The 26,944-nt window shown below is 43.7% G+C and carries 28 protein-coding genes and 1 pseudogene; all 29 read right to left on the bottom strand.

The window, feature by feature from the left end:
• Positions 1 to 165 (bottom strand): NAD(P)-dependent oxidoreductase (locus ACEQ1T_RS12405; protein WP_370223160.1); only part of this gene is annotated, 165 nt, incomplete at its 3' end.
• Positions 146 to 955 (bottom strand): sirohydrochlorin chelatase, encoded by an 810-nt coding sequence (locus tag ACEQ1T_RS12400; RefSeq protein ID WP_370223157.1) that lies wholly within the window; start codon positions 953 to 955, stop codon positions 146 to 148. The genes ACEQ1T_RS12405 and ACEQ1T_RS12400, both read right to left, overlap by 20 nt.
• The gene (gene cobA / locus ACEQ1T_RS12395; RefSeq protein WP_370223159.1) at positions 948 to 1,724 is read right to left on the bottom strand and encodes a uroporphyrinogen-III C-methyltransferase; all 777 of its coding nucleotides are present in this window, start codon (positions 1,722 to 1,724) and stop codon (positions 948 to 950) included. The genes ACEQ1T_RS12400 and cobA overlap by 8 nt, the downstream gene beginning before the upstream one ends.
• Positions 1,725 to 1,887: 163 nt before the next feature.
• Positions 1,888 to 2,487 (bottom strand): adenylyl-sulfate kinase, encoded by a 600-nt coding sequence (gene cysC, locus ACEQ1T_RS12390; RefSeq protein WP_206839557.1) that lies wholly within the window; start codon positions 2,485 to 2,487, stop codon positions 1,888 to 1,890.
• Positions 2,488 to 2,499: 12 nt separating this feature from the next.
• The gene (gene sat / locus ACEQ1T_RS12385; RefSeq protein WP_370223156.1) at positions 2,500 to 3,645 is read right to left on the bottom strand and encodes a sulfate adenylyltransferase; all 1,146 of its coding nucleotides are present in this window, start codon (positions 3,643 to 3,645) and stop codon (positions 2,500 to 2,502) included.
• A 26-nt stretch (positions 3,646 to 3,671) separates the two neighbouring features.
• A complete protein-coding gene (locus ACEQ1T_RS12380) occupies positions 3,672 to 4,736 on the bottom strand; it encodes an inorganic phosphate transporter (RefSeq protein ID WP_206839555.1) in 1,065 nt (354 codons plus the stop codon).
• Between the two features lie 15 nt (positions 4,737 to 4,751).
• Positions 4,752 to 5,468 (bottom strand): phosphoadenylyl-sulfate reductase, encoded by a 717-nt coding sequence (locus ACEQ1T_RS12375; RefSeq protein ID WP_370223155.1) that lies wholly within the window; start codon positions 5,466 to 5,468, stop codon positions 4,752 to 4,754.
• A 104-nt stretch (positions 5,469 to 5,572) separates the two neighbouring features.
• Complete coding sequence (locus ACEQ1T_RS12370; protein WP_113881057.1) at positions 5,573 to 5,731, bottom strand: YezD family protein; 159 nt, start codon at positions 5,729 to 5,731, stop codon at positions 5,573 to 5,575.
• Between the two features lie 224 nt (positions 5,732 to 5,955).
• Positions 5,956 to 6,204, bottom strand: a complete 249-nt coding sequence (locus tag ACEQ1T_RS12365; protein WP_370223154.1) for a hypothetical protein — start codon at positions 6,202 to 6,204, stop codon at positions 5,956 to 5,958.
• Positions 6,205 to 6,242: 38 nt separating this feature from the next.
• On the bottom strand, positions 6,243 to 7,307 hold the full coding sequence (locus tag ACEQ1T_RS12360) for a M14 family zinc carboxypeptidase (RefSeq protein WP_206839552.1): 1,065 nt from the start codon (positions 7,305 to 7,307) through the stop codon (positions 6,243 to 6,245).
• Positions 7,308 to 7,567: 260 nt separating this feature from the next.
• Complete coding sequence (locus ACEQ1T_RS12355) at positions 7,568 to 8,554, bottom strand: Gfo/Idh/MocA family protein (RefSeq protein WP_206839551.1); 987 nt, start codon at positions 8,552 to 8,554, stop codon at positions 7,568 to 7,570.
• Between the two features lie 97 nt (positions 8,555 to 8,651).
• Positions 8,652 to 9,485 carry an ABC transporter ATP-binding protein gene (locus tag ACEQ1T_RS12350; protein WP_206839549.1) on the bottom strand — a complete coding sequence of 278 codons (834 nt, stop codon included), beginning with the start codon at positions 9,483 to 9,485 and terminating at the stop codon, positions 8,652 to 8,654.
• Between the two features lie 121 nt (positions 9,486 to 9,606).
• Entirely contained in the window at positions 9,607 to 10,149 is a 543-nt protein-coding gene (locus tag ACEQ1T_RS12345; RefSeq protein WP_206839547.1) for a gamma carbonic anhydrase family protein, read from the bottom strand.
• Positions 10,150 to 10,167: 18 nt separating this feature from the next.
• A complete protein-coding gene (locus ACEQ1T_RS12340) occupies positions 10,168 to 11,679 on the bottom strand; it encodes a tripartite tricarboxylate transporter permease (protein ID WP_206839545.1) in 1,512 nt (503 codons plus the stop codon).
• A 30-nt stretch (positions 11,680 to 11,709) separates the two neighbouring features.
• Positions 11,710 to 12,216 (bottom strand): tripartite tricarboxylate transporter TctB family protein, encoded by a 507-nt coding sequence (locus ACEQ1T_RS12335; protein WP_206839543.1) that lies wholly within the window; start codon positions 12,214 to 12,216, stop codon positions 11,710 to 11,712.
• Positions 12,217 to 12,303: 87 nt separating this feature from the next.
• Positions 12,304 to 13,125 carry an enoyl-CoA hydratase-related protein gene (locus ACEQ1T_RS12330; protein ID WP_370223153.1) on the bottom strand — a complete coding sequence of 274 codons (822 nt, stop codon included), beginning with the start codon at positions 13,123 to 13,125 and terminating at the stop codon, positions 12,304 to 12,306.
• Positions 13,126 to 13,144: 19 nt separating this feature from the next.
• On the bottom strand, positions 13,145 to 14,365 hold the full coding sequence (locus ACEQ1T_RS12325) for a CaiB/BaiF CoA transferase family protein (RefSeq protein ID WP_370223152.1): 1,221 nt from the start codon (positions 14,363 to 14,365) through the stop codon (positions 13,145 to 13,147).
• A 160-nt stretch (positions 14,366 to 14,525) separates the two neighbouring features.
• A complete protein-coding gene (locus ACEQ1T_RS12320; protein WP_370223151.1) occupies positions 14,526 to 15,179 on the bottom strand; it encodes a GntR family transcriptional regulator in 654 nt (217 codons plus the stop codon).
• Between the two features lie 267 nt (positions 15,180 to 15,446).
• Positions 15,447 to 16,442 (bottom strand): tripartite tricarboxylate transporter substrate binding protein, encoded by a 996-nt coding sequence (locus ACEQ1T_RS12315; RefSeq protein ID WP_206839540.1) that lies wholly within the window; start codon positions 16,440 to 16,442, stop codon positions 15,447 to 15,449.
• Positions 16,443 to 16,790: 348 nt separating this feature from the next.
• Positions 16,791 to 18,125 (bottom strand): (Fe-S)-binding protein, encoded by a 1,335-nt coding sequence (locus ACEQ1T_RS12310; protein ID WP_370223149.1) that lies wholly within the window; start codon positions 18,123 to 18,125, stop codon positions 16,791 to 16,793.
• 17 nt (positions 18,126 to 18,142) lie between these two features.
• The gene (locus ACEQ1T_RS12305; protein WP_370223148.1) at positions 18,143 to 19,579 is read right to left on the bottom strand and encodes an FAD-binding oxidoreductase; all 1,437 of its coding nucleotides are present in this window, start codon (positions 19,577 to 19,579) and stop codon (positions 18,143 to 18,145) included.
• A 12-nt stretch (positions 19,580 to 19,591) separates the two neighbouring features.
• Entirely contained in the window at positions 19,592 to 21,490 is a 1,899-nt protein-coding gene (locus ACEQ1T_RS12300) for a sigma 54-interacting transcriptional regulator (RefSeq protein WP_370223147.1), read from the bottom strand.
• Positions 21,491 to 21,612: 122 nt separating this feature from the next.
• Positions 21,613 to 22,311: a hypothetical protein gene (locus ACEQ1T_RS12295; RefSeq protein WP_370223146.1), complete on the bottom strand. Its 699-nt coding sequence runs from the start codon at positions 22,309 to 22,311 to the stop codon at positions 21,613 to 21,615.
• A 29-nt stretch (positions 22,312 to 22,340) separates the two neighbouring features.
• Positions 22,341 to 23,507, bottom strand: a complete 1,167-nt coding sequence (locus ACEQ1T_RS12290; RefSeq protein WP_370223145.1) for an alanine--glyoxylate aminotransferase family protein — start codon at positions 23,505 to 23,507, stop codon at positions 22,341 to 22,343.
• A 1,090-nt stretch (positions 23,508 to 24,597) separates the two neighbouring features.
• Positions 24,598 to 24,789, bottom strand: a complete 192-nt coding sequence (locus ACEQ1T_RS12285) for an IDEAL domain-containing protein (protein WP_206839531.1) — start codon at positions 24,787 to 24,789, stop codon at positions 24,598 to 24,600.
• Between the two features lie 192 nt (positions 24,790 to 24,981).
• Entirely contained in the window at positions 24,982 to 25,932 is a 951-nt protein-coding gene (gene mdh, locus ACEQ1T_RS12280; protein WP_370223144.1) for a malate dehydrogenase, read from the bottom strand.
• 36 nt (positions 25,933 to 25,968) lie between these two features.
• Positions 25,969 to 26,355, bottom strand: a complete 387-nt coding sequence (locus ACEQ1T_RS12275) for a BMC domain-containing protein (protein WP_370223142.1) — start codon at positions 26,353 to 26,355, stop codon at positions 25,969 to 25,971.
• Between the two features lies 1 nt (position 26,356).
• A complete protein-coding gene (locus ACEQ1T_RS12270; RefSeq protein WP_206839528.1) occupies positions 26,357 to 26,629 on the bottom strand; it encodes a EutN/CcmL family microcompartment protein in 273 nt (90 codons plus the stop codon).
• Positions 26,611 to 26,944, bottom strand: a pseudogene (locus ACEQ1T_RS12265) (hypothetical protein); the annotation flags it as partial. The gene ACEQ1T_RS12270 and the pseudogene ACEQ1T_RS12265, both read right to left, overlap by 19 nt.

The raw sequence follows: 26,944 nt of genomic DNA, 5'->3' as shown, positions 1-26,944 counted from the left end.
CCCTCTTTGATGGGCAAGACGAATGATATCGTCTGTAAAATCAGGAGCAACAAAAGTGATATGAGCCCGTTCTCCATCAAGGGTTTTCGCTTTTCGAAAGGCAATCCTGCCGCCGCCTGCAATAACGATCTTTTTGTTGGTCAAATTAATGAATAACGGCTGCATTCACATACACCTCTCCATTCGCTTTTTCTGCGACTAGATTCTGGATGGCCACATGTCTTCCTATTGTATCAGTAAGGTTCACAGAGAATCCTGCTTTTATTTTCTTATTGACCTCTCTTACTACCTCACTTAATAAAAGCCCCGAGAATAATAGATAGGGTATGACGATGACCCTCCCGCTGGCCTCATTGCAAATGGAATCAAGTCCATCCTTGAAGGTCGGCGAAGCAGCTGCCAAATAGCAGACTTGCACATTCCTTACACCAAGCCGGCGGCTGATTCCCCTTTTGATTGAGTCAAAGGATTTAAGAATAGAAGGGTCACTGCTTCCTCTTCCCACAATTAAAATCGAATCATCAGAACGGATTAGCTCTCCGTCATCTGCTGCAAGCTCTGCGATTGCGTCAAGAATGCTGTCCTGGACGCCAAATGGATCTGCCATCCTTACAGTTATGGCCGGGTATTTTTTTATTAAAGGGGCAAGCTCTTCAGGGATATCCTGCTTAATGTGACCCGCTGCCAGCAAAAATAGAGGCATAATCATAATTTCTGCTGCTCCTTCTTGGACGCAGTATTCAAATCCAGCCTCAATGTCCGGCTCTGTTAATTCAAGGAAACAAAGCTTTTGTATAGGAGCGTCTACCTTTTTCATGACACTCCCGATAAAAAGATTTGCTTCAGCAGCGCCTTTTTTAGAACGTGTGCCATGGCCGATATATAGGACAGCTTTCATTTGGCGGCTCCTTTCCTTGATGGACTTTCTTATTCTGCTTAATCGTAAACTATCCATGCACCACAGGCAGATGAGGCGCAATTTCCTCTTCGAACCAGTTAATTTTGTGATGCATTTTTACAACTTCCCCAATGACAATCATGCTTGGATTGGTAATATTTGATTCTTTCACTTTGTTCTCAATATTAGCAAGCGTGCCCGTAACTGTCCGCTGTTCAGATAGAGTTCCCCAGTGTACGAGTGCGATTGGTGTTTGAGCGGATTTTCCGTTATGAATGAGATTTTTCACAATATTAGGCAAGTGGGAAACACCCATATACACACAAATCGTGTCTACTGCATGCGCCAGGTGGGCCCACTGGTGTTCGGCTTCTTCGTTTCCGGCCTGATGTCCAGTGACAAAAGCGAAACTTTTGCTTAAGGTACGGTGTGTTACAGGAATCCCCGCATAAGCAGATGCCGCGATTCCTGCAGTGACTCCAGGCACAATTTCAAATGGCACATCATTATTGGCACACTCTTCTGCCTCTTCCCCGCCCCTGCCGAATACAAATGGATCCCCGCCTTTTAGACGGCAAACCCTCAAACCTTTTTTTGCATATTTCACAAGAAGATGATTGATGGTTTCCTGCTTCATGACGTGGTGATTGGGAAGCTTGCCGCAATACACAAGCTGTGCTTCCTTTTTTGCATAATTTAACAGTTCCCGATTCACGAGACGATCATATAGAACGACATCCGCCTCCTCCAGGCAGCGCATTCCCTTTAGAGTCATAAGTTCAGGATCTCCCGGACCGGCACCCACTAAAAAAACTTTTCCCGTCATTCTCATGACCGCCCTTTCTGTAATGTCTTTTAATATATGCATTTAACGCTTTTCCTAAGCTAATAATCTAATTGTTTTCTATAATACCATTTTTCAGGGTGAAATAGTAGGAATTATTTTTTCAGAAAAGGAGTCTCCTAATTAGAAAGAGACTCCCGGTTTTTTATAGGATATTCTTTTCACGCAAATGTGATAATATCTGCCCGACTGCTTCTTCTACTGTGTACTGGTCGGATCGGACCGTAATTTCAGGCTGTTCAGGAGCTTCATAGGGGGAATCGATTCCTGTAAAATCCTTAATTTCCCCGCGCCGGGCTTTGGCATATAATTGCTTTGGATCACGCCGTTCACATTCTTCGAGCGGACAGTCGATGAAGACTTCAATAAATTCTCCTTCTTCAAACAGCGCCCTAACCGTTTCCCTGTCCGACCGGAATGGAGAGATAAAGGCAGTTGTGACAATCTTGCCGCTGTCCACAAACAGCTTCGCTACTTCCCCAATGCGCCTGATATTTTCATTTCTGTCGGCTTCTGAAAAGCCAAGATCTTTATTTAAGCCGTGTCTGACATTGTCGCCGTCCAGTACATATTCATTGATGCCCTGGCGAAACAGTTCGTGGGATACTGCATTAGCAATCGTTGATTTGCCTGAGCCTGAAAGGCCGGTGAACCAAAGGACCACACTTCCGTGGCCGTTCTGTGCCCGTCTGTCTTCCTTCGTAATCGCAGCGTCATGCCAGGTGATGTTTGTTGCCTTAGTCATTTTAACCGCCCCTTATACCGTTTCTTTTTCTCTCATACCTTCAATTAATACTTCGACTACCTCTTTTCGGCTGAAGGTGGAAGGCGGAAGCTCCCCGTTCCGAAGCATTTCCCTTACCTTTGTGCCGGAAAGAATGACGCGGTCTTCTTTGCTGTGAGGGCAGGTTTTATCAGATGCCATGCCTTCGCACTTATTGCAGTAGAAGCTATGCTCAAAGAACAGCGGTTTGATGCCAAGCTCTTCTTCTGTGAAATGGCTGAAAATATGCTGCGCATCGTATGTGCCATAATAATTGCCGACACCGGCATGGTCTCTTCCGACGATGAAGTGTGTGCAGCCGAAGTTTTTCCTTGCAATAGCATGGAAGATTGCTTCACGCGGCCCCGCATATCTCATGGCTGCGGGATAGACAGCCAGCTGGGTGCGCTCTTTTGGATAGTAATTTTCCAGAAGAACCCGGTAGCTCTTAAGACGGACATCAGCAGGGATATCATCTGATTTTGTTTCACCCACAAGCGGGTTCAAACACAGTCCATCCACCGTTTCCAAAGCGGCTTTTTGGATGTATTCGTGTGCCCGGTGTACAGGATTCCTTGTCTGGAAGCCAACCACTGTTTTCCAGCCTTTTTCTTCAAACAGTGCCCTTGTTTCTTTAGGCTCAAACCATACATCCTCTGCTACGCCTTTACCAGGTTTTTTAATCAGCGTAACCTCGCCGGCAACATAAACCGGACCGCGTTCAAAAAGCCTTTTCACTCCTGGGTGTGCCAGCTCTTCCGTCTTATAGACTTCACTTGCTTCCTTGCTTAAGTCAGGCTCATACCATTCTGATACAGTGATGACTCCATACACTTCACCATCGTTAACCAGCTTAAACTTTTCACCGGCTGCAAGCTCTTTAGCTTTTTCCGCTGATACCGGCAGTGTGACCGGAATGGACCAAATGGTTCCGTCTGCTAATCTCATTTTTTCTACAACAGATTCATAGTCTGCTTTTCCAAGGAAACCTGTAAGAGGACTGAATAAGCCAACACCTATTAGTTCCAGATCACTCAGGGCGATGGCATCTATTAAAATTTCTTTTTCAATTCCTGTCAGGTCATAATTTGGATTATAGCTTTGAATTAATTTTCCTCCATGAGGTTTCGGCAGAGCCATTTTTCATCAACCTTTCTTTTTCAGATTTACTTTTTTCCAGTTATCGGCCTTGCAGCAGCCGGTGCCTGGTTCATTAAGAATTTCACTCCAAATACGGAGATTAGCACACCGGCCATGGCGATCACCGGATATACATTTTGTTCAATGAGCAGCTGGATAAGCGTATAGGATAGGACCATCGATAATACTGGTGAAACCACCCAAACGACTAATAGCTGAACGACGATGTCCTTCTTGAAGACTGATCGTCCCTGCTTTACAAATCCGATTCCGATGATGGAGGAAGTAGTGATTTGCGTTAAAGGGACAGGGATTCCAAAAACGGAGGCAATCGTAACAATTCCTGCTCCTGTTCCTGAAATGACACAGCCTTCTTCAAGACGGATTTTTGTAATCTTTTTGCCATTCGTTTCGAGTACTTTTTTTCCCAGTAAAATGGCTCCTAAAGCGACAAACAGGCCGCCCCAGAAGATCCCGCTTCCCGTGCTCATAATACCTGCACCAACAAGCGGGCCGACTGCATTGGCAACATTGTTCATGCCTGCCGAGAATGCTTCAAACACGCCCATAAAAATGACGAGTATGGCTAAAATCGGAGTTGCCTTAGGCTTTTTAATCAGGTTCTGTATAAAATTTCTCTTTAAAAAAGCGGCTGCCGCAATGGCAATTAAAAATGCAGCAAACGGAGTAAGCAGCCAGAACATGACGATCCAGGCAAGCTTTCCGGCAAATACGGATTGGTAGACGATTCCGGCACCAACAACAGAACCGACAGTCACCTCACTGGTGGACAGCGGGATGCCGAAAACATTTGCCAGAAACAGCGATAATGCGGCTGATGCAATCACAATCAGCGCGATGGCAACTGTGAAGGTCTCTTTAGGGACAATACCGCTTCCCATTGTCTTTACCACTTCTCCTCCGCCCAGCCATGCTCCGAAGAAAACGGCCAATCCGCAAAGAACAAGAGCTAACATGCGGTTTTTTAGGACGCCTGAACCATACGCGATCCCCATGGATGCTGCTGCTCCGCTTGCCCCGATATTCATGGCGAAAAATAAACCGAGTGTGACCGCTATAATCGTTAGCATGGTATCATCCTCCCTCTAGCTGGTGTGCAGGCCACATTCCGTTTTTCCAGTCCCGGACCATCGTCCGGCACGGGAATCGCCATTTTCATCGACTGCCTGTGTACAGGGAAAACAGCCGATGCTTGGGTATCCCTTGTCAGGCACGGTGTTGTACGGCAGGTCTTTTTCCCTGATATAGGCCCAAACTTCATCCCATGTCCAGTGAATCAGCGGGCAGATTTTGATATTCTTGAATTTTTCGTCCTTATTAAGGAATTGAGTATTTGCTCTTGTCGGTGATTGGTCCCGCCGCAGTCCTGATATCCATGCCTGTCTGGGTGTCAGAGCTTCTCTTAATGGGATAACCTTGCGGATCTCGCAGCATGAATTGGGTTCCCTTTTCCAAAGGGCCGAACCGTATTCTGCTGCTTGCTGGTCCAGTGTCAGCTTGGGTTCTTTCCGCTCGATCCGCAAATTTGGAAACCGTGCCTCGATTTTATCTATCAATTCATATGTTTCAAGAAAGTGAAGCCCGGTGTCCAAAAAGACAATATGGGCATCAGGTTTTATTTCCTGGATTAAGTCTATCAGCACAATGGCTTCTGCCCCGAAACTTGATGCATAGACAATCTTGTCTTCGGAATAATTTTCATACGCCCATTCCAATACTTTGCGGGCGCCTTTTAATTTATCATCAATTGGGAATCCATTAGAGATCTGATTCCAATTTTCATATGTCACTGCAGTGCTCATCTTGCAGTACTCCTTTCACTTTCTTGAAAATTTTTTCTCAACCAAAAAAGGCAGTCTTTCCGCCTGAAAAAATCCTTCAGGAGGAAAAACCGCCTCTAGTTTGTCTAGTCAGCGCGCTTATTTGGTTGAAGACGAACCTTTTCGTTCTTCTCAAGTTGTATGACTTTGCCATCCTGGACGACCAATGTGATCGATCCGAATTTAATGCTCCCGAGCATCTGCTTTAAGTGTGCAGATAACTCTTCCCAGTCAGCCTGTTTCAGTGAGGCTCGCCTCCTTTTTTTAGTCTTTGAACGTATAAGTTTTTTAGTTTATTTTTTGTGATGTTGAGATTAATCCTACCATACCCATAGGAATTGTCAACAACTTATTTAAATAAAATTATAAAAATCTGATAAATGGGCTTTTCTTCACTGAAAACTGTTACCTTACTCGTTTTTTTGGTAAAGTACCAGGTCTTTTATATAACTATTCACGTTGAATTACTCTATTGGTCTTTGAGAATATTCATTTTGTAATTGGCGATTTTGCTGGATCTTTTGGTTTTTGTTAGTGCTGTGGTTTTATCCGGGGATTGATGCAGCTTCTTTTTCCTTTTGCTGAAGATGTGGTGTTTATCCGGGGATTGATGCAGCATTTTTAACATTTGATAAAGATTCCTTAGATTGAAGCTGCTTGTTGCTGGATTGTCCAGAGATATGACATCCATCTCTTTGACACGTAGGCTTTTCAGCATAAAAAACACCCCCGGCAATCGCCGGGGATGCATCACTTTTACTCATCAGCTTCTTCGTTTTGTCTTGTTGTCTGTTCAGGCAAAGTATCCCAGAAGCTTGTGTCAGCAGTATTGATTGAACCATCTGCTATCGCTTTTACTGTCGCATCGAGTGTCGTGATTGTCTGCTTGATGAGATAACCGTTGCTCTTTTGTCCAAGGGCATAAGGCTCATAGTTGTGGTCGGACATTCCGCGCATTTCAAAAAGAAGGGTAGAAATGTCGTAACGGACAGCAGCGCCGTTTCGGCCAATGTTTTCACCTGTTCCGCCGACATATTTTCCAATATGGCCCCAGCCTGTATGGTGAAGTGCATTAAACACAACTGAACCAAGCTTTTTGGACTTTTCAAGAACCTCTGGCTTTACATTGCCGTTCGTTGGATAAAGAATGGATCCCGATACGAGCTTTCCTTCTGTTTCACTTAAGGTACCCTGATGATGAAGATCAATCATGTAATCGATTTTGTATTGTTGGAACACGTTTTCATGGAGAGCACGTGCCTCCGGCTCCATTTCGCTTGTATTTTTATCATGTTCCCGATTCAAATCCACACGATTGGCATTATAGCGGGTTAAATGGCGATCGCCATCAGCAAGATAATCGTCAAGTGAGAAGTTCACATCTCCCATTGCTCCATCCGCGTTCAGCATAGGTATCACAAGAATATTGACATCTTTAAGGACCCCGCTTGTCTTGCCGGTGCCCAGGTGCTTAATAAACTCCAACGCTCCTTCAGTTGTCAGCTGCTCATTCCCGTGCTGCTGAGTCAGGAAAAGAATCGTCGGATTTTCAGGATTGGATATGTATTTTGCCATGTAAATATCACGGCCCTTTACTGTCTGGCCGATTACTTCAAGCTGCATGGCCTCCTGCTTGGCATCCTGTGTCTTCAAATATTCTGTTAAACTATCATATGTATGCAGAATGGAAGTCTGAATGGATCCATTTCCTGTGCCCGGCCCATTTCCAACGGCACCAGCAGGCATCCCCACTGCTGTAACTGCACCAAAAGCCATTAAACCTGATAGTGATACAGAAAGAACTTTTTTCTTCAACGTCATAAAATTCTTACCCCCAAATTAATAGTTATCTTTCACTATTAATTCTAGTGAACTAATTGAAGAGTGATAATAGAGTATGATGCCTATTCTTTTGACAAATTTCGCAAACCGAAATAAGTATAAAGAAAGGAGTTTACTAACAATTTATTGTGTAAAATTAATCCAAAATTACCAGATGAAAAACCTTGTTACATAAATTCCCTTTTTCGGGTGTAAAAAGAACCAAAAAGGACCGAACATAAAATGTCCGATCCTTCGTTTTATTTCCGATCTGCCGGATAGACTACACCAATTTGCCTTCGGGCTTCTTCAATGATCTCCATTGTTATCATCGAGTTAGCGTGTGAGTTGATATCAGATTCAGTCTTTCCAGCCTGAACCAAACGGATGAATTCTTTGGCTTCGTAATACATGGAATCACTTAATTGGTCCTGAGTGAGGTCCTCCCTCTCCCCGTTCCGATAATGCAATTCAACTTTTTCAGGTGCACTTATTCTATCTATAATGATATTTCCCTCTTCCCCTTGAATTTCTGCAGGCAGACTGGAATCGGTTATTTTACTGTACATGATGACCGCATCCATGCCAGGGTATTTTAGGACCATGCTTCCTTCCCCATCGACTCCGGATTCCAGCATATAGCCTGCTGCTTTTATTTCCTCAGGTTTACCGAATAAAGCCACAAGGGGATAAACACAGTAAATCCCTATATCCATTAGTGAACCATTTGAAAAATCAGGATTAAATGCATTCAACACGGTTCCCTGCCTGTATGCATCGTAACGGGAAGAATATTGGCAATAGCTTGCAAAATATCTGCGCACCTGTCCGATTTTATGAAGGTTTTCTTTTACAGCCAAAAAATTAGGCATAAAGGAAGACTTAAGGGCTTCCATTAAGAGAACATTGTTTTCCCTGGCCGCAGCTATCATAGATGCAAGTTCCTTTGTATTTGAAGCAATCGGCTTTTCACATAAAACATGAATATTATTTTTCATAAATAGGATGGACTGCTCGGCATGCAGAGAATTCGGACTGGCAATATAGACTGCGTCGATTTCCCCGCTTGAGGCCATCGACTTTAAATCAGTAAAAGTCCTCTCCACACCATATTTGCCTGCAAATTCTTTTGCTTTTTCTTCTGTTCGTGAATAAACAGCTGTCAGCTGAAAATCTTCAGCCTGAAGTGCCGCTTTTAAAAATCTTTCTGTAATCCAATTAGTGCCTACTATACCGAAACGAACCAATTCCATTCCTCCATTTTTCATGTATAAGATATCTTCATATAATGAAGGACAATTTGCTAAAAATCAACCGTTTGCCATTTTGAGAGGCAACTAGTTTTCATCGGTATCCAGCTCCGGTAAACTGAGATGCGGCTTTTACCCGTACCCACGGACGCCCATTTTCCCACTCTACTGTTATTGGTACACGGAATGTTTCTTCGAGAAGCGAATCCGTCAATGTTTCTCTTTTTTTGCCTTGTGAAATGACGTTTCCTCCCTTCAGCAGCATGGCATGGGTTATGGAAGGTACAATTTCCTCAATATGATGGGTAACATAAATGATCGTGGGACCATCAAGCTGAGCAGCCATTTTTTCAATCGACCGAAGCAATTCTTCCTGCGAATAGATATCAAGCCCATTGCATGGTTCATCGAGAATAAGCAGCTTTGGTGAAGCCATTAAGGCTCTTGCAATCATCGCTTTTCGCTTTTCACCCTGTGAGAGCGATGTGAGAGTTTGATCCTGTACATGGCTAATATTGAACTGATGCATTAAGTCCTTTGCTTTATCCAGGTCCCGCTGTGTTATCTCCTGATACAGACCTATCGAGGCAAATCTTCCGCTCAAAACAATTTCAAGGGCAGTTTCTGATGGACGGAATTGAAATTTTTCGTCCAGTGACGTGCTTACCCACCCGATGGATTTTCTAAGCTCTGGTATATTCGTCTTGCCATAAAGATTTCCTAATACTGAAACTTGCCCGCCATTAGGCCAAAGATAGCCGGTAATCATCTGCAGAATTGTTGTTTTCCCTGATCCATTCAAGCCTAATAGGGCCCAATGTTCTCCTTTTCTGACATTCCATGAAACGCTGTTCAGTATCTGCTTTCCGTTTCTTTTCCAGCTTATTTCATCAAGAGAAATAACACTGCTGCAATTGTCTTGACTCATTTTTATCCTCCTTCTATCCTTTTCCAACTGACCATAACCTTAAACTAAATAGAGCTGAAGACAGTAAAGACTTCCATAACACCTGAAGGAAATCCTTTGTCTCAGCTCATGCTTTTAAAAATTACTTCGTTTTTGCATCAATCACCCCGGAAGCAATACCAGCCCGGCGAAACTTCACAGCGTTTTTTTGATAAAATTCCGCCCCTGCAAGGATACGCTCCTGCAGCTCCTCCTTAACCGGCTTTAACGCTCTTGCGGGAACGCCGGCTGCAAGGATGTTTTCCTCAATCACTTTATTTTCACCGACAACTGCTCCAGCAGCTATGACGGCACCTTTCTTAATGATGGCACCGTTAAGGATAATCGCTCCCATGCCGATCAGGGCACCATCTTCAATGGTGCATCCATGAATCACACAATTATGGCCGATAGTGACATTCCTCCCAATGCTGACAGGGTAACCTTCATCCACATGAATCATCGTACCCTCCTGTACATTGGTTCCACTTCCGATACTAATGGAATCATTGTCCCCGCGCAGCACAGAATTGAACCAAATGGATACATCAGCCTCCAGCTTTACATTTCCGATGATATAGGTGTTAGGCGCCAAATAGACAGTTTCATGAACGTCTGGCTTCAGTCCTTCAAAATCAAAGATCATTTCCGGAACACCTCCTTCTTAAGAAGCAACAGTTTGATCTGTACCGCTTGTATTGTTTTTACGCTTCTTCATCCACTTATTAATGAATGGATACAATATGCTGATGATCGATAGGACAATGAAGGTTAAGGCAATCGGCCTTGTGAAGAAGATGGAAATATCATTGTTGGACATCTGCATGGCCCTTCTGAACTGGTCTTCAGCAATGGGACCAAGCACAACGCCAAGCACGATGGGCGCCAGCGGAAATTTGGCGTTTTCCAGATAGTAGCCGATAATTCCAAATACCAGCATCATAGCCACATCAAAAATCGAATTCCTGACTGCGAATGTGCCAACAATACAAAAGAGAACGATGAGTGGTCCAATGATCGTGTATGGCACTTGCAAAATTTTAGAGAATACCGAAATAAACGGCTTGGCAATGACTAAAATCAGCAAGTTGGCAACAAGAAGCCCCATCAGGATGGTATAAATGAGCGAACCCTGAGTTGAAAACATTAAGGGACCCGGCTGGATTCCATGCAGAATAAAGGCACCGAGCAAAATAGCGGTTGTCGCGCTGCCCGGAATTCCCAGGGAAAGCAAAGGAACCATGGCCCCCATTGCTGCCGCATTGTTAGCAGACTCTGGAGCAGCTACCCCTTCCGGAATTCCAGTTCCAAATTCTTTTGATCTTTTTGACCACCTGGCAGCTTCACTGTAGCTGAGCATGGCTGCAGTTGTTGCACCTATGCCGGGAAGGATTCCAATAAACACACCTAATAAGGACGAACGTCCAATGACGCCGGAAATACGTTTCATAACATTCCAGTTTGGAAGTTCAGAGCTCACTTTTTGTTTGGTATTCACCTTGTGGACTTGCTGGACTCTTCTCAGCACTTCTGAAATGGCGAATAATCCAATCAGAACAGGGATGAAGTCAATACCCGACATTAACTGGCCTGATCCAAATGTAAATCTTGGCACACCTGTCATTGTATCAATGCCAATAGTCGCAATAAACAAACCGAAAGAGACACCAATAAATCCTTTAACCAGATTGCCTGCACTTAAGGAAGCTACTACCGTCAGACCCATTAGTGCCAATGCAAAATACTCCGGGGACGAAAATCTTAGAGCAAAAGAGGCGAGCAGAGGCGTCAGAAAGATTAAAACCAGAGTTCCAAACACACCCCCTGTTGCGGAACTGAAGATGGAAATGCCAAGGGCTTTTCCCCCTTCACCCTTTTTTGCCATGGGATAACCGTCGAAAACGGTTGCCACCGCTTCCGGAGTGCCTGGGGTTCTAAACAGAATCGCGCTTATGGACCCTGAAAAAACAGATGTGGCATAAATGGAGGTCAGCAGCAAAAAGGCTGCAGCCGGATCCATTGCATAACTGACAGGAAGAAGAATAATGACCAGCATGGTTCCGCTTATACCAGGGATTCCTCCGCCTATAAACCCAAGCAGGACGCCGACCATAAGAATGAAAAAATGAAAAGGCTGAAAAAGATTGCCAAAACCGCCTATAAGTCCTTCTATCATTCCGTTCACCTCTTTCTTTAGAATTAGCTATTAATAAAACAGCAAGCTAAGTGAATAAAAAATCCCGGTTCCCCGAGGGAAAGGCAAATTCAATAAAATGGGAAACAGCACGATGGATCCGGCAGTTGCCAGAATGCCTGTCAGCAAAGCACGAATATAGCTTTTCATTCCAAACAAAAGCGCCATCACAAAAATTCCCAGAATCGTCGCGGCAATAAAACCAACATAACCAAGAATAAAGGTATAGATTGCAAGAACGGCAAACAGGAGGAAAAACTTTTTCGGATGAACAAGCTGTTCTTCGTTTTCTGTATCTTCTGAATCACTGTCATTTCCCTTTATATTTTGAACATTCTTCACCTTTAGAGCCCTCATCAGCAGGATAACCGATAGAATTAGCATCAGGATCATTAAAGCCGCCGGCCATGTTCCTGCTGAAATGAAATTCCCTGTCCTATTTTCCACCTGGAGTGACATGACCAGAAAGAAAGACGAAAAGACGATCATGATTATCGAAAGATTTCGTTCCAGCTGCATTTCTTATCCCCCCAAAAATTCACTAAGTTAATTGGAGGAGGCAGTGAGCCCCCCAGAGATGTTAATCACATTTCATTTCTTATCCGCTTAAGAATATTTAAAGTCAGGCTTCCGTTTTTCCAAAAATGAGCGCACCCCTTCCCGATAATCCTCAGAAAGAAACGAATCAATGACAAGCTCGGCTGTTTCAGGTGAATCTTCAGCGGATCCGGCAAGCACTTCATGAATGATTTTTTTTGAACCCCTGACTGACAGCTGAGCATTTCTGCAAATTAACTCTGCATATCTGACCGTTTCCTCATTAATGGCTTCTGCAGGATAGATCCGGTCGATAAGGCCAATCCGATACGCTTCCCCGGCATCCAGAAGCCTTCCCGTGTAAAGAATATCTTTGGCTTTCGCCGGGCCGACAAGATCTACAACATTTTTGGTTCCCGGTGTATTGTATACTAGGCCAAGTTTTGCTGGAGTAATGCCGAACTTGCCCTGTTCATCAGAGAATCTAAAGTCACAGGCAACCGCAATTTCACATCCGCCCCCAACACAAAAACCCTGTATCATGGCAATCGTCGGCTTAGATGCATCCATGATTGATTTTTCTGCAATCATAGTAGCCTTGTTATACTTCTCAGCGCCTTCTGCGGTATACCTTAACGTCTTAAATTCACTGATATCTGCGCCTGCTGAAAAAGCAGCAGATCCAGTCCCTTTAAAAATGATTACTTTGACATTGGCATCATTTTCGCATTCCACAATCAGCTGCGGAATCCTTAACCAGATTTCATAACTGAGGGCATTCCTTTTATCCGGCCGGTTGAAGCATATAAAGGCAATTTCTCCTTCAACCTGAAGGTAAACCGGTTCACTGTATGTCTTATCCCCGCTGAATGCTTTCAGATTCTTAGACATATCACAAACGACCTTTCTGCTATTTTTTATTCAGGATGGGCTTTTCATCCAGGGTCTTCACAGCCCCGGCTTTTGTTAAATTTCTTATGGACTCTTCGTCATAGCCCAGACCATTCAACACTTCAATCGTATCCTGTCCGAAGAGCGGAGAAGGAGTTTTCACCTCACCAGGTGTTTCTGAAAATTTTGAGGGGATGCCAATCATCTTCATTTTCCCGATTAATGGATGCACTACTTCCTGAATCATGCCTCTGGCTTCATAATGCGGATCCTGAACCGCCTCAGCAAAGTTGTTGATTGGTCCCGCAGGCACTCCTGCTATTTCACAGAGATCAATCCAATGATTTGTATCTTGATGCATTAAAACTTCCTCTATATCTTCTTCCAATTCACTCACATGTTTGTTTCTCAATAAATTAGTTTTATAACGCGGATCTGTCAGCCATTCAGGCTTTCCGGCAACGTCCACGCAAAACCTTTCCCAAGTCCTTTGATTGGCACACCCAAGCATCATATAACCTGATTTGGTCTTAACTGCCTGGTAAGGAGCAGACACACGGTGCCGCCAGCCGGTTGCCTCCGGTATCGTTCCTTCTGCAAAATATGCTCCTGCCTCCCACGTAAACCATGGAAGCCCGATTTCCGCCAGAGCTATATCCACATGCTGTCCTTCCCCTGTCTTCATCTTATGGATATAGGCGGCCAATATCGAATAGGCTGCAGTTATGCCAGCCCCAATATCATAAACAGCGATGCCCGATTTCATCGGCCGCATTCCTTTTTCACCGGTCATGCTCATAAGGCCTGTCATCCCCTGGGCTACCAGATCAAACCCGCCTTTATGGGAATATGGGCCGGTCTGCCCATACCCTGAAATGGAACAATACACTAAACCAGGATTAATGTTCTTTAGGCTTTCATAATCTATGCCAAGTGATTTTGTTACACCAGGACGGTAATTTTCGACCACAACATCTGCTTCCTTAGCCAACTTATAGAATATTTCTTTTCCTTCTTTGGCTTTAAGATTCAATGCTATGCTTTTTTTATTTCGGTTAATTTGAAAAAAGCAAGTGGATTCCCCATTTACATATGGCCCCATTTGGCGGGAATCGTCTCCGCCGTTCACTTTCTCCACTTTCATGACTTCCGCACCGAGATCAGCAAGGACCATTGTACAGTACGGGCCAGCCATAATTTGCGATGCATCAAGGACTTTCATTCCTTGTAATGGTCCCATTCAGAACACCCCATTTGAAAATAATGTCTCGGAAGTTTGGCCCGAAGTGACCGGCAGCTGTTCATTTCTATACATTCCTAATTTGTGCATGTTATAATAAAATCGATTTTTTAAGACGGGAGGGCATTTCTATTTTGGCGAGTGGAGATGCTCCCCTTTTTTATTGACGGATCATATTTGTCCCGCGCTCCAGATCATTGCGCAGATGGTTTTCTGCAGATTGATAGACAGCTATGTTGTCCCGGGCTTTAAGAGCATGAAGGATTTGGCGATGTTCCTTAAGAATTTCTCTATTATGCTCGTTGTTTTTTAGGATATTGGCCCGGTAAAGCAAAAGAAATGAACGTACTTGCTGCAGCAAGTGTACTGCCCGCTTGTTTGGGCTTGCTTCCAAGAGCCGATCATGAAACTTTGCATTCAATTCAAGTAAATGAAGATGGTTGCCTGCCGTAAAGGCATCTTCTGCTCTTTCAATGATTTTTTCGATAACATCTAACTTCTCATCTGTAATCGATTTCATAACAAGTCCCATTATTTGAGGCTCAAGCATGATGCGAGTTTCGTATAGATCCTTAAAATCGGCTTCATTCAGTCTCACAATAGTCAGCCCCAGCTGATCCTGAACCAGCAGTCCTTCTATTTGCAGCTGGCGGAGAGCCTCTCGTAAAGGGGTCCGGCTAATATTGTATTTTTCCGCCAGGTGAGAAACATTGATCTTCTCACCTGGTATTAATTCACCAGACAAAATGGAACATTTTATAATGTCATAGATTTGCTGATAAAGCGGCTGCGTAAATTTCAGGGCTTGCACCATTTTTGACTATCCTCCTTCTTTATCTTTCAGAAGAAATGAATTTCCTGGTGTTGTATACTGTGTGCTGTATTCTGGATACAGCTTCTAGGGCGATCATATCTGCCATTTGGAAAGGCAGTCAATAACCTGAACAAAAGTTCTCATGATTATATAAAACTAGTTTGCCTTCGACAAAATCCTCAGCAGCCTATCGAGCAAATCTATGAAAATCCATCATTTAACTGGCAGAGAGGCAAAAGGCAGATATCCTGCCTTTTTGCTTTGAGATTATTTCATGTCGTTTAATAGAGAGCCGTAGGTGTCTATAAGCTTCTCAAATTCTGCATTATAATCTTCTGAGTTTAGCCAGCCATCCCTAAGGTGCAGGTAATTGGCTTCTTCATACTCTTTATAGTCAGGACGATCTTTCGCTTCCTCAAGGGCTTTTTCAAGCGCTGAAATAATTTCCGGTGGTGTATCTGCGTGGACCATGAAGCCTCTGCCCTGGCCGTCTGTTACATCAATCCCCATTTCAGCTGAAATCGGGACGTCCTCGAAGCCTTCCATTTTCTCTTCAGTAAAGGCAATCAGCATTTTAATATCTCCGCTTTCCAGCTGGGCAATTGATGGGCCAGGCTCCTCTGCAATGACATCGATATGTCCCCCGAGCAGGGCTGCTGTCATCTCTCCGGAACCTTCAAATGAGATATAATTAAACTTTGTTCCAGTGGCTTTTTCAAACTGTTTGACTACCAGTTCATCAAAGCCCGCTGAACCTGTTCCGCCAATCGTGATCTCGCCGGGTTTTTCCTTAGCCTGTGCGATAAGATCATCAATGTCTTTGAACTTGCCATCGCTTTTTACTTGAAGGGTCATGGTATCATTTTGGACCCTTCCGACAGAAGTTAATTTGCTCAAATCATTTTTTTCCACACCTGCTGCAATATTTACGGGATGATTGGATGTTGCAGACCAGATGGTATAGCCGTCAGCAGGCTGCCTGGCCACATGGTCAGCGGAATTGATTCCCGCGGCACCAGGCATATTCACAACATTTATGTTTACACCGAGAATATCTTTAAGTTCTTTTGCAATGGCCCTTGCAAAATTGTCACTTCCGCCGCCCGCACCAAAGCCAACAATAATTTCAATCTGCCGCTCGGGATAATTGCCGCTGCTTTTCTTTTCCTCCGAGCTTGCACCCTGAGGTGAAGAATTACATGCCTGCAAAAAGAATACCAATGCAATAGCAAGAGACAAAAACGAAATCCTCTTTAATTTCATGTTATTTTCCCCCATATTAAGAAAAGTTTTAAATTTCTGTAAATTTAACGCGTAATTAATCCCTATAAAAAACAATAATTTTCTGATATGGATCTATTCCCGGGTCAGTATAGTCACCTCCCTATGTATGAAATGTGTCATTAAAGTACATTGCAATTTTTGTGCCGAAAAGCAAAAAACTTGATTATTTTTTTTTGAAGGCAACCAAAATAGTAAGCGGTTTCAAATTAAATGGGACATTCACACTTTTAATGTATTCCATTTCTGAGTTCCTTCAGATACCCTTATTAGTCATGTTTGTTCTCATTTGAAACAAATTGTCCGCTCATTTGTTTCAAATTGAAACCTTTATTGTTCTTTTGCAGATTCAGCCCTTTCAATTGATTCCATCAGATAGTCGGCAACATGCTTCGTTTCAATCTGACCTTCCATTCCTTCGCGGTGAACACCCAGTTTCATTTGGAGGAAACACCCAGGATTGGCTGTAATCAGAACAGCAGATTCTGTTTCTTTGACTCGGGACATTTTCTTATCCAATATTTCGTTCGCAAGTTTTGGCTGCAATAAATTATAAATTCCGGCAGACCCGCAGCAATATTTCTTTTCAGGAAGATCCACATACTCTGAGTTTGGAATTTCCTTCACCAATTTAGCTGGTGCATCCTTCACTTTCATCACATATTGCAGATGGCAGGAAGGCTGATAGGTTACTCTTTCGCCTCTTCCGGCAGTTTCAGGCATTTCGCCTTTTTCATATATGATCTCACTGATATCCCTTATTTTGGCTGAGAATGCTTTTGCCCTCTCCAGCCAATCGGGATCTCCCCGGAATAAGTCCGCATATTCCGCAAGTGCCGCTCCGCAGCCTCCGGCATTTGTAATAATATAATCAATATTAGCTTCTTCAAAAGCCTGTATATTCGCTTTTGCCAATGCAATGGCCTTGTCTTTTTTTCCGCTATGATGGTGCAGTGCTCCGCAGCACATCTGTGCTTTAGGTGTAACGACATCAAAACCAGTCTTTGACAGCAGTTTTATAGAATTATCATTCGTTTCTCTGAACATGACATCCATAATGCAGCCGTGGAAAAAGGCTACCCGGCCACTTGCCGGCATTTCTTCATTAGCCCTAGGAGTAAACTCGGGATGGTGCTTCCTTCCTGAAGGCGGCAAAATGGAAGGCGTAATCCTTTCCATCTGCCTCATCTGCTCAGGGAAGAATTTCAAGATGCCCAGTCCTCTAGTTACAGACTGAAGTCCGCTTTTTTGATAAAACCACAGAAGATTGCCAACAGTATTAAGCCTTTTTTGGTTGGCAAGAACATGATCAAAGAAGTAATCTTTAAAAGTCCGTGCGGGATATGCAGGTTTTTTTATATCCGTTTGAACAGGGGTTTCAGCCGCTGCTGCTATTCGCTCCTTTGCGAGCATGACGATATCAGGGACCTGAACATCGATTGGGCAAGCATCCACACAGGCTGAGCATAACAGACATCGATCAAGCTGATCTTTGATTTCCTGATTTACGGGAATATTGCCCTCAATCAGACTTCTTGCCATCAATACTCTTCCCCTGGGACCATCTGCTTCCCTGCCGGTGATATTCAATGTAGGGCAAACATTGCGGCAGGCACCGCAGCGCACACAGGTTTGCATGGATTCTTCCGCCGTCAGCAATTTCAATTTCCATTCACCTCCATCTAGTTAGGCAGTGCCATCTTGCCTGGATTCAGAATATTATTTGGATCAAGCGTCTTTTTAATTGCCCGCATTACTTCCATGGCAGCACCATGCTCAACATCCATATATTTGGCACGGACAATTCCCACCCCATGTTCAGCGGTCGTCGTTCCTTCCATTTTGATTGCCAGTTCGTGAATATCGTCGATCATTTTCTGCACATTTTCCATTTCAATTTCATTGTTCATGTTCACTACCGGTCCGGTATGCATATTTCCATCGCCAACATGGCCGTAAATTCCGCAGATAATTCCATATTGTTCTGCAATATTATGAATCTCCCGAAGCGTTTCAGGGAGTCTCGAAATTGGCACACAAATATCCTCGCCGCCATACACCCGGAAACCGCCCGGCTTCAATAGTCCAACAGCAGCACCAACAAGCTTTCTTGCCTGCCAGAGCTTTTCACACTCTTCCGGCTCATCGCTGAACTTTATATAATTCGTAAATTTTTCAACCACCTTCCTGAGCCGGTTTACCTGAGAGGTTACCTCCTCCTTGGCACCATCCACTTCAAAAACAAGTATAGCTTCATTATCCAGGGGAAGATTCAGCTCAGGCTTCATCATGTTGACAGCCTTCGTACAATTGAAGTCCATGATTTCAATGGCAGAGGGCTGCAGGCCTGAAGAAAAAACAGCGTTAACCGCCTCTCCTGCATCTTCCAATCTTTCAAATGAGCAGAGGACAATTCCTCTTGTGACGGGGAGCGGCAATAATTTCAGGCGAAGGCGGGTCACGATTCCAAGTGTGCCTTCCGAACCGATCATTAAGTGGGCAAGGTCGTACCCGGAGACCGATTTAAGAGCCTTTGATTTAGCGCCGCCAGTCACAATGATGTCACCAGTGGGCAGTACGACTTCCATTCCCAGGACATAATGACGGGTAACACCATATTTGACTGCTCTCAGTCCGCTTGAATTGTTGGAAACCATGCCTCCCACTGTGCACATATTGGCGCTGCCCGGGTCAGGAGGGAACCTTAATCCATAGGGCTGTAAAGCCTCATTTAAATCATTTTGGATGACTCCCGGCTCAATTATCACCTGCATATTCCTGTGATCAATTTCCAGTATTCGGTTCATTTTTGATAAATCCAGCATAATGCCGCCTTTAATCGGCACGGCTCCGCCTGTTTGTCCCGTGGCTGCCCCTCGAGGGTATAAAGGGATATTAAATTCGTTGGCCAGCCTGACACAATCACTGACCTCTTCAGTTGACAGTGCAATAACAGCCACTTGAGGCAGTTTCGGACGGAGCTGTGTTTCAAAGGATGCATCATAGGAGTAGGTCATCATATCAGTGCAATTGGTTAATAGCCGGTCGTCTCCGAAGATATCTCTTAATCGGGATATGACATTTTCATCCAGTGGAGGCGGTGTCATGGTTTCGTTCATTATTTCTCCTCCTTACAAACTATTTATTTTTCTCCAGAGGGTCGTTCTGCCGATCCCCAGAATCTTTGCTGCTTCTGTTTTATTGCCGTTTACCTGCTTCAGCACGTTCAGAATATACTCTTTCTCATAGTTTTGAAGCTTCGTTTCTTCATCAAATTCTTCATTATTACAGTATTGTTTAAGCTCATGCAACTTGGTAAAATCTTTCCCGCCTGCTGCTAAAACAGTTTCAGAATCAATCATATTTTCAGGGGAAAGGATCATTGCTCTTTCAACAATGTTCCTGAGCTGGCGTATATTACCCGGCCAATGATAGCTTTGCATAATTTTCATAGCTTCAGCAGTGAAACCTTCAATATTTCTCCGAATGCCCGGTTCCAATTCTTTTATAAAAAAATTGCATAACAATGGAATATCAGGTATCCTCTCACGCAAGGACGGAATTGGGATGTCAAGAATATTGAGGCGATAATACAAATCAGCCCTGAAGCTCCCATCTTCGACCATCTTCTCAAAATCACGGTTTGAAGCAGCGATGACCCGAATATTAATGGGGATCACTCTTTCATCCCCAAGCCGCATCACTTCGCCTTCCTGCAAGACTCTAAGGAGCTGGGCCTGGAGGGATTCAGCGAGTTCGCCAATTTCATCAAGGAAGATGGTTCCCTGATGAGCCAATTCAAATAAGCCTGTTTTCCCTCCCTTTTTCGCTCCCGTAAAGGCTCCTTCGACGTAGCCGAACAACTCGCTTTCCAGCAGGTTTTCAGGAATAGCCGCACAATTCACAGCAACGAATGGCCCTTCCGACCGCTTGCTGAAGCTATGGATCAAATGCGCGAACACTTCTTTTCCCACACCCGTTTCCCCCGTCAGGAGAATAGTAGAATCCACCTGTGAATATTTCTTCACCTTTTGGATCGCTTTTTGATACATCTCACTTTCCCCGACAATATTATTTAAACTGTATTTCGTAACATGGCCGCGGTGAAGGAGCTTTTTGCGGATTTCCTGCTCCTGCTGCTGAAGTCTATGAACCTCCTGAAACGTACAGACAGCCCCAAACACCTTTTGCTCGTGCCTGATGGGTATTCGATTTGCAACCACTTTTACCCCATTGGCATCCTGGATGCGGTTCAGCTCTTCCTTACCAGTCGAAAGAACTTTTTTCATTTGTGAATTAACGAGAATATCATCAATCGACTTACCGATAACCGAATCATAGGGCAGGTTCAAGATGCTGTAAACGGAAGGATTGCATACTGTAATAATCCCTTTTTCGTCCACAGCAATTACACCATCAGCAATAAAATCCAGAATTGCCTGGAGCTCCTTCGTTCGCTTCAGTTCAGTCCGCCTCACATCAATGAGGCTCCTTGCTTCATGAATGGCCTGGATGACCGATTCCACTCCAGACGTTAATATCACAGTTTGTATCGAATCATTTTTAACTCTGTTCGTAAAAATACTTTTTCCAATCAGGACATCAATCTCTTTTTTGCTGAGAGCTTCAACGGCTGCTTCAGCTTCCTCAGGTACTATTACGGTATGCTTTTCAATCGAAAGGCCCAGAACAGATTCAATTGTTTCGATTCCCTGCAAAACATCCCGGGTGTCAGCTATCCCAACCTTCTGTCCGAGTTTTTGTGCTTCTTTGATGGTTCGGAGCAGGTCATATCCGGTTATGGGAATCTGTACGACGGGTATGCTAAGGTCGGACTCAATGAGCTTTAATCCCATGGTTCCTCTGCTGATGATTACTTCTGCTCCGGCTTTTTCAAATTCTTTAGCAGCTGCAATAGCATTTCGGAAGGTCACTTTTCGTATAGCGACATCTTCTCCTGTTTTTTCCGCAGCTTCCTTTGATACCTGTATCAGCGCGTCAATTGGGGTTAGAATGGCAATTTCGGACATCACTTCACCTCATTTTCCTTTTTCTCTTGGACAAGTTTTATTATTATATTAAGTTAATCTTATCAGATGCCAAGGAAAATTTCGGTAAGTTTTCACAATAATCAGTCTATTTATTAAATAAATTAAATCAGAATCGTTTCTGACTTTATTTTAATCACGCTTTCAACCTGGCCAAACGGGCCCCCTGGTGAACATATCCCCGCTGCTGTGCCGGAAAGCTGAAAAAAACGGGACAGATCCTTGAGATCTTCATCATTCAGCTCATCAAAAACCGTACCACCTAGAATTACTGCATTTCCTATTAAACTGTCATCAAAAATGTCGAGCAGATGGCTGCAGAGCATTTTACCGTTTACATTTCCGCTTAAAGCTCCGTTGACTTCAATATAAGCGGTTTCAGGTATGAACATACTAAATGATCCAGTTGCCAGGCAAGCCGCCATTGAGTCCGGCGAGATGACGATGGGAATGGCCCCCCGTCCGCCCAGACACTTAATACCCTCATCTATTCCTGCAATGACCATTCCATTCATCGGAATATTTTCTGTCCGGAAATATTGGGACAAATCACAATCTATTACTCTTATTCCTTTTCCAGTACAGAATCTGAGAATGTCCTCAACTTCTGCATCTTCAGGAGAAAAAAGAATCCGGGCTGGATTTTTGGCGTTTTTGCAGCCCAGTCTGGTAAATGCTTTGATAACATTAAGTGAATTTTGGCCGCTGACGAATAGGCAATCTGGTGTCACATTGATCTGATCCCCTGGAATAACTGAAGGCAGATTTGCCAGTTCGGCGAGTCGTTTTTCAAATATATTCACCGGGCTCACGTCTCCTTAGGACCTGCAATTTAGCAGTATGGATTTTCGAGCCAATGCCGCTGTGCCGCGGAAACTCCTGCACCTAACTCCACTTCGTGTCCGCTCTTCTTTAAAGCAAGCTCCATTGCAGCAAACATCTTCAGCATATCTGCTGCATCTGTATATCCCATATGGCCCAGACGCAAAATTTGATTTTTCACCTTTCCAAGACCGCCGCCCAATGCGATATGGAATTCTTCCCGCATCATCTTTCTAAATTCATCGGCATTATTTAATTTTACGGCTGTCAAGGTTGGACTGGCAGCCGAATCATCCACAAGCAATTCAAGACCTAATGCCCGCACCCCTGCCCTTGTCATATCCCGCAGGGCAGCATGCCTTTTGTACTCAGCTTCTATTCCTCCGCTTTTTTCTATCATATTGCAGGCCTCAAGCAGCCCGCACACAAGTGATATATTCGGCGTATAAGGCGTTCCAGTCCCAGATTCCAATCCTTTTTTATAAAGTTTGAGGTCAAAATAAAAGGATGGGCACTGATGCTTATTCACAGTGTTCCAGGCTTTTTCACTCAATGTAATTAATGCAAGGCCTGGCGGCAGCATTAACGCTTTCTGACCACCAGTTGCCACAATATCAATGCCCCACTCGTCCATAAATAAAGGCGTACCGACTATTGAGCTTACCGCGTCTACAAGGAATATGGCATCTGTTTCTTTTACAACGGCCGCTATTTCTTTAATATTGTTGATTGCAGAAGTAGATGTTTCACAATGTGTCGCGAAAACAGCTTTTGCCTCAGGATTTTCCTTTAATGCTTTTCTCACCTCTTCAGGATCAACAATATCCCCCCAATCTGCATCGACCCGGACTGTTTTGCAGCCGATATGGTCTGTAATTCCCTGAAGGTACTCACCAAAATAGCCGACTACGCAAAGGATAATTGTATCATTGGGACCAACCGTGTTAATAATAGCTGTTTCAAGAGCGGAAGCTCCGCTTGAAGTAAGCGGGATCACCAGGTTTTCAGTCTGGAATATCATTTTGGACTTTTCAGTGGTTTCCTGAAGGACATCCTGGAAGGCTGGATTCCGGTAATCCATCATGGGATGATCGAAACTTCTTAACATGGCACGCTGTATTTCTTTCGGAACCTGAACGGGCCCCGGCAATCTTAAATCCAATTTTTCTTCAAACATAGCTTCCTCCCCTTATCGATTCTGATTTATATTTTGCTAATGAGTTATGTTGCAATTTCCGTGCCAAGGTTAAATGTCTTTTGTACAAAGGTTTGTTTGTTAGAGGAGTGTTTCAGCGTTTCGTATTGGAACGATGTGGAACAGATGGTGGTGTGAGAAAATTTTCATGTGATGAAATGGGTTCTTCTTTTGGGAGGGTGGTACCGTAATGAAGATGATTTTTTGGGGATATCCTGATTCCGTATTTTTGGCAGCGGTTATGACGACTGATTTTTATCTGTCTTCTAGTTAGGGTGTTGATTTAAGTGATTATAACCATTTTCTCTATACAAGCTCCCTCAATTTCGTCGTTATGCTGTGCGATTAACTACCAGTTTCGCTTTACTGCGCTCCATTTCGGCGTTATTCTGTGTGATTAACTACCAGTTTCGCTTTACTGCGCTCCATTTCGGCGTTATTCCATGCGATTAACTACCAGTTTCGCTTTACTGCGCTCCATTTCGGCGTTATTCCATCAGATTAACTACCATTTTCGCTTTATTGCGCTCCATTTCGGCGTTATTCCATCTAATTAACTACCATTTTCGCTTTGCTGCGCTCCATTTCGGCGTTATTCTGTGCGATTAACTACCATTTTTCTTTACTGCTATTTTTTTCGGCGATAATCCATGCGATTAACTGCCATTTTCGCTTTACTGCGCTCCATTTCGGCGTTATTCCATGCGATTAACTGCCAGTTTCGCTTTACTGCTCTCCATTTCGGCGTTATTCTGTGCGATTAACTACCATTTTCGCTTTACTGCGCTCCATTTCGGCGTTATTCCATGCGATTAACTCCAGTTTCGCTTTACTGCGCTCCATTTCGGCGTTATTCCATCAGATTAACTGCCAATACAAGCTCTTTTTTTCGGTTTTAGTTAGTGTGGTTGACTGCTATTGTTTCCTTCCTGCTCTTGATTTTGTGAGCAAATATACTGCAGCTTTTCAATCACTTTCTCAATAATTAGTTACTTCGAAAATTATGAAACAACAAAAGGCAGCCCCATTCTTTCGAACAGGCTGCCTTTTTTACATTATTAATTTGGTCGTTCTAGGAAATCTTTTTTAATTCATCTGTTAAGCGGATGAATTCTTCTTTGTTTCGGCTAGTCAGTGCTACATCAATTTTTTCGCGAAGCTTTTCTTTTCGGTATTCCTTAAGAGCTTGATTTAGGACTTGTTCTGCTAACAATGACACGTTTTCCTCAGACTGTTGCGGCGAGTTAAGTAGACGTTTTTCCATTTAAAATCAACCCCTTGACCTTTTTTCTATTGTAACAGAAGTTTTCAGATTATTCAAATCATTATTTACTGGAAATTTTGTCAGCAGCTGCTAAGCTTGTTACATACAATGTACCCGGTAAGTGAACAGTTTAAACAAAATACAAAAAAGCTGACTCATGAGAAGAACTAATTCTCTCACAAGTCAGCCCTCTTATCCTTTGGCTGATTCTAGTATGCTCATTACATTTTGTACAGACTTAACTGATTGATCAAGGGCTTTTTTTTCATCGGCAGTCAATGGAATTTCAATGACACTTTCTATTCCATTTCCGCCCAGGATTGCAGGCACTCCCAGATAGATGTTACTGTATCCATACTCACCTTCCAGGTAGGCAATTGAAGGCAGGATTCGTTTTTTATCTTTCAGTAGCGCTTCAGCCATCTCGACCATTGAAGCTGCAGGAGCATAATAGGCACTTCCCTGGCCAAGCAGATTTACAATTTCTCCTCCGCCTTTTCTGGTTCTTTCCACAATCGCTTCAATCCGGTCGGCAGGGAGAATTTTTTCAAGCGGAATACCGCCAGCATATGAATATCTCACCAGCGGAACCATGTCATCTCCATGACCGCCCAGGACAAAACCAGAAATATCTTCAATGGAAACTCCCAGCTCTTGGGCCACAAACGTATTGAATCGGGCGGTATCCAATACTCCCGATTGGCCGATTACCCGATTCTTCGGAAAACCAGTGGTTTTATAGCAGACATATGTCATGGCATCCACAGGATTACTTAAGACAATGATATAGCTTTCCGGGGCGTATGTTTTAATGTTTTGAGAAACCTCTATCATAATCTTCTCATTCACAGCGACCAGATCGTCCCGGCTCATTCCCGGCTTTCTTGGCATTCCAGCTGTTATCAATACTAAATCTGCATCTTGAATATCCTCATAGCTTGATGTGCCGGTTATGCTGGCATTGAAGCGCTGAACCGGCCCGGCTTCAAGCATATCAAGTGCTTTGCCTTTTGTTGGGTTTGTCTGTGAAGGTATGTCTACTAAGATTATGTCTCCCAATTCTTTTTGGGCCAGCATCAGTGCTGCTGTCGCACCCGTAAAGCCTGACCCGATAACGGCAATCTTTCTTCTCTTAAAAGTCATGGCCGTTCCTCCATTTCATCATACTAGTGGAGTACTCTATTTTTCTTCAACGCTATCTGGTTCCTCGGCAGATATCTGTTTCTTTTTGCTTGCTCCCTTTTTTATGGAGATTGGTTCAGGAGCTGCTTCTTGTTTCATTTCCTTTGGTTTCCTGTCATCTAATAAAGCTTTCTTTATATCTTCATCAGGATGAGGTATAACATGTGCTGACACGAGTTCACCCACTCTGGCTGCTGCTTCTTTTCCTGCATCCACAGCAGCCTGAACAGCACTTACATCCCCCTGAACCAAAACCGTGACTAAGGCGGCGTCCACTTTTTCCTGTTTCACTAAAGTAACATCGGCAGCTTTCAGCATGGCATCTGCTGCTTCAATGGAGCCAATCAGCCCTCTTGTTTCAATCATGCCAAGTGCTCTTGCCATCCTATTTCACCTCTTTCTTTTCAACATCAACAGAATCGATAATTCCAATAATCAATGCATCAATTGGCAATCTTAAATTCCCGGACATGTTTGAAGCCGAACTTCCACGCGTAACGAGAACTTGATCACCAACTCCTGCCCCAATACGGTCAACCGCAACGAATGATTTTTCTGCTGAAAGTCCATGAGGCTCGACAACCAAAAATTTCAGGCCAGTTAAATCATCTTCTTTTCTTGTGGCCCATACATTGCCGATTACCGTTCCCATTTCCATGTATTTTCAGCCCCTTTTGTATCCATAACAACAATGCTTTTTCCCAATTCCCGTGCTGTATCACGCGCTAAAGGTGTTATAATTGTCTGTTTATCTGCGAATATTTCATTCATTTTGCTTTCCTGAATATCTCTTTGAGTAATCAGCTTCTTTGAGTCCGGCTTACCAGTATTTATAGGCTTTGGAGCTGCAAAATCCTCCAGGCTGTTGATTTCAACCCCGAACTTTACCAGCTTTTCCTTATACTCCATTAGAGTTGAAAAATACTCTCCGTTAGTTTTTTTCTCTCCATTCAGGATTTTATAAAGATTTGTT

It is taken from the genome of Cytobacillus sp. (assembly GCF_964223445.1).
GTDB lineage: Bacteria > Bacillota > Bacilli > Bacillales > Cytobacillaceae > Cytobacillus.
The sequence above is the reverse complement of the archived record's forward strand: the minus strand, read 5'-3'. Positions and strand labels throughout refer to the sequence as shown.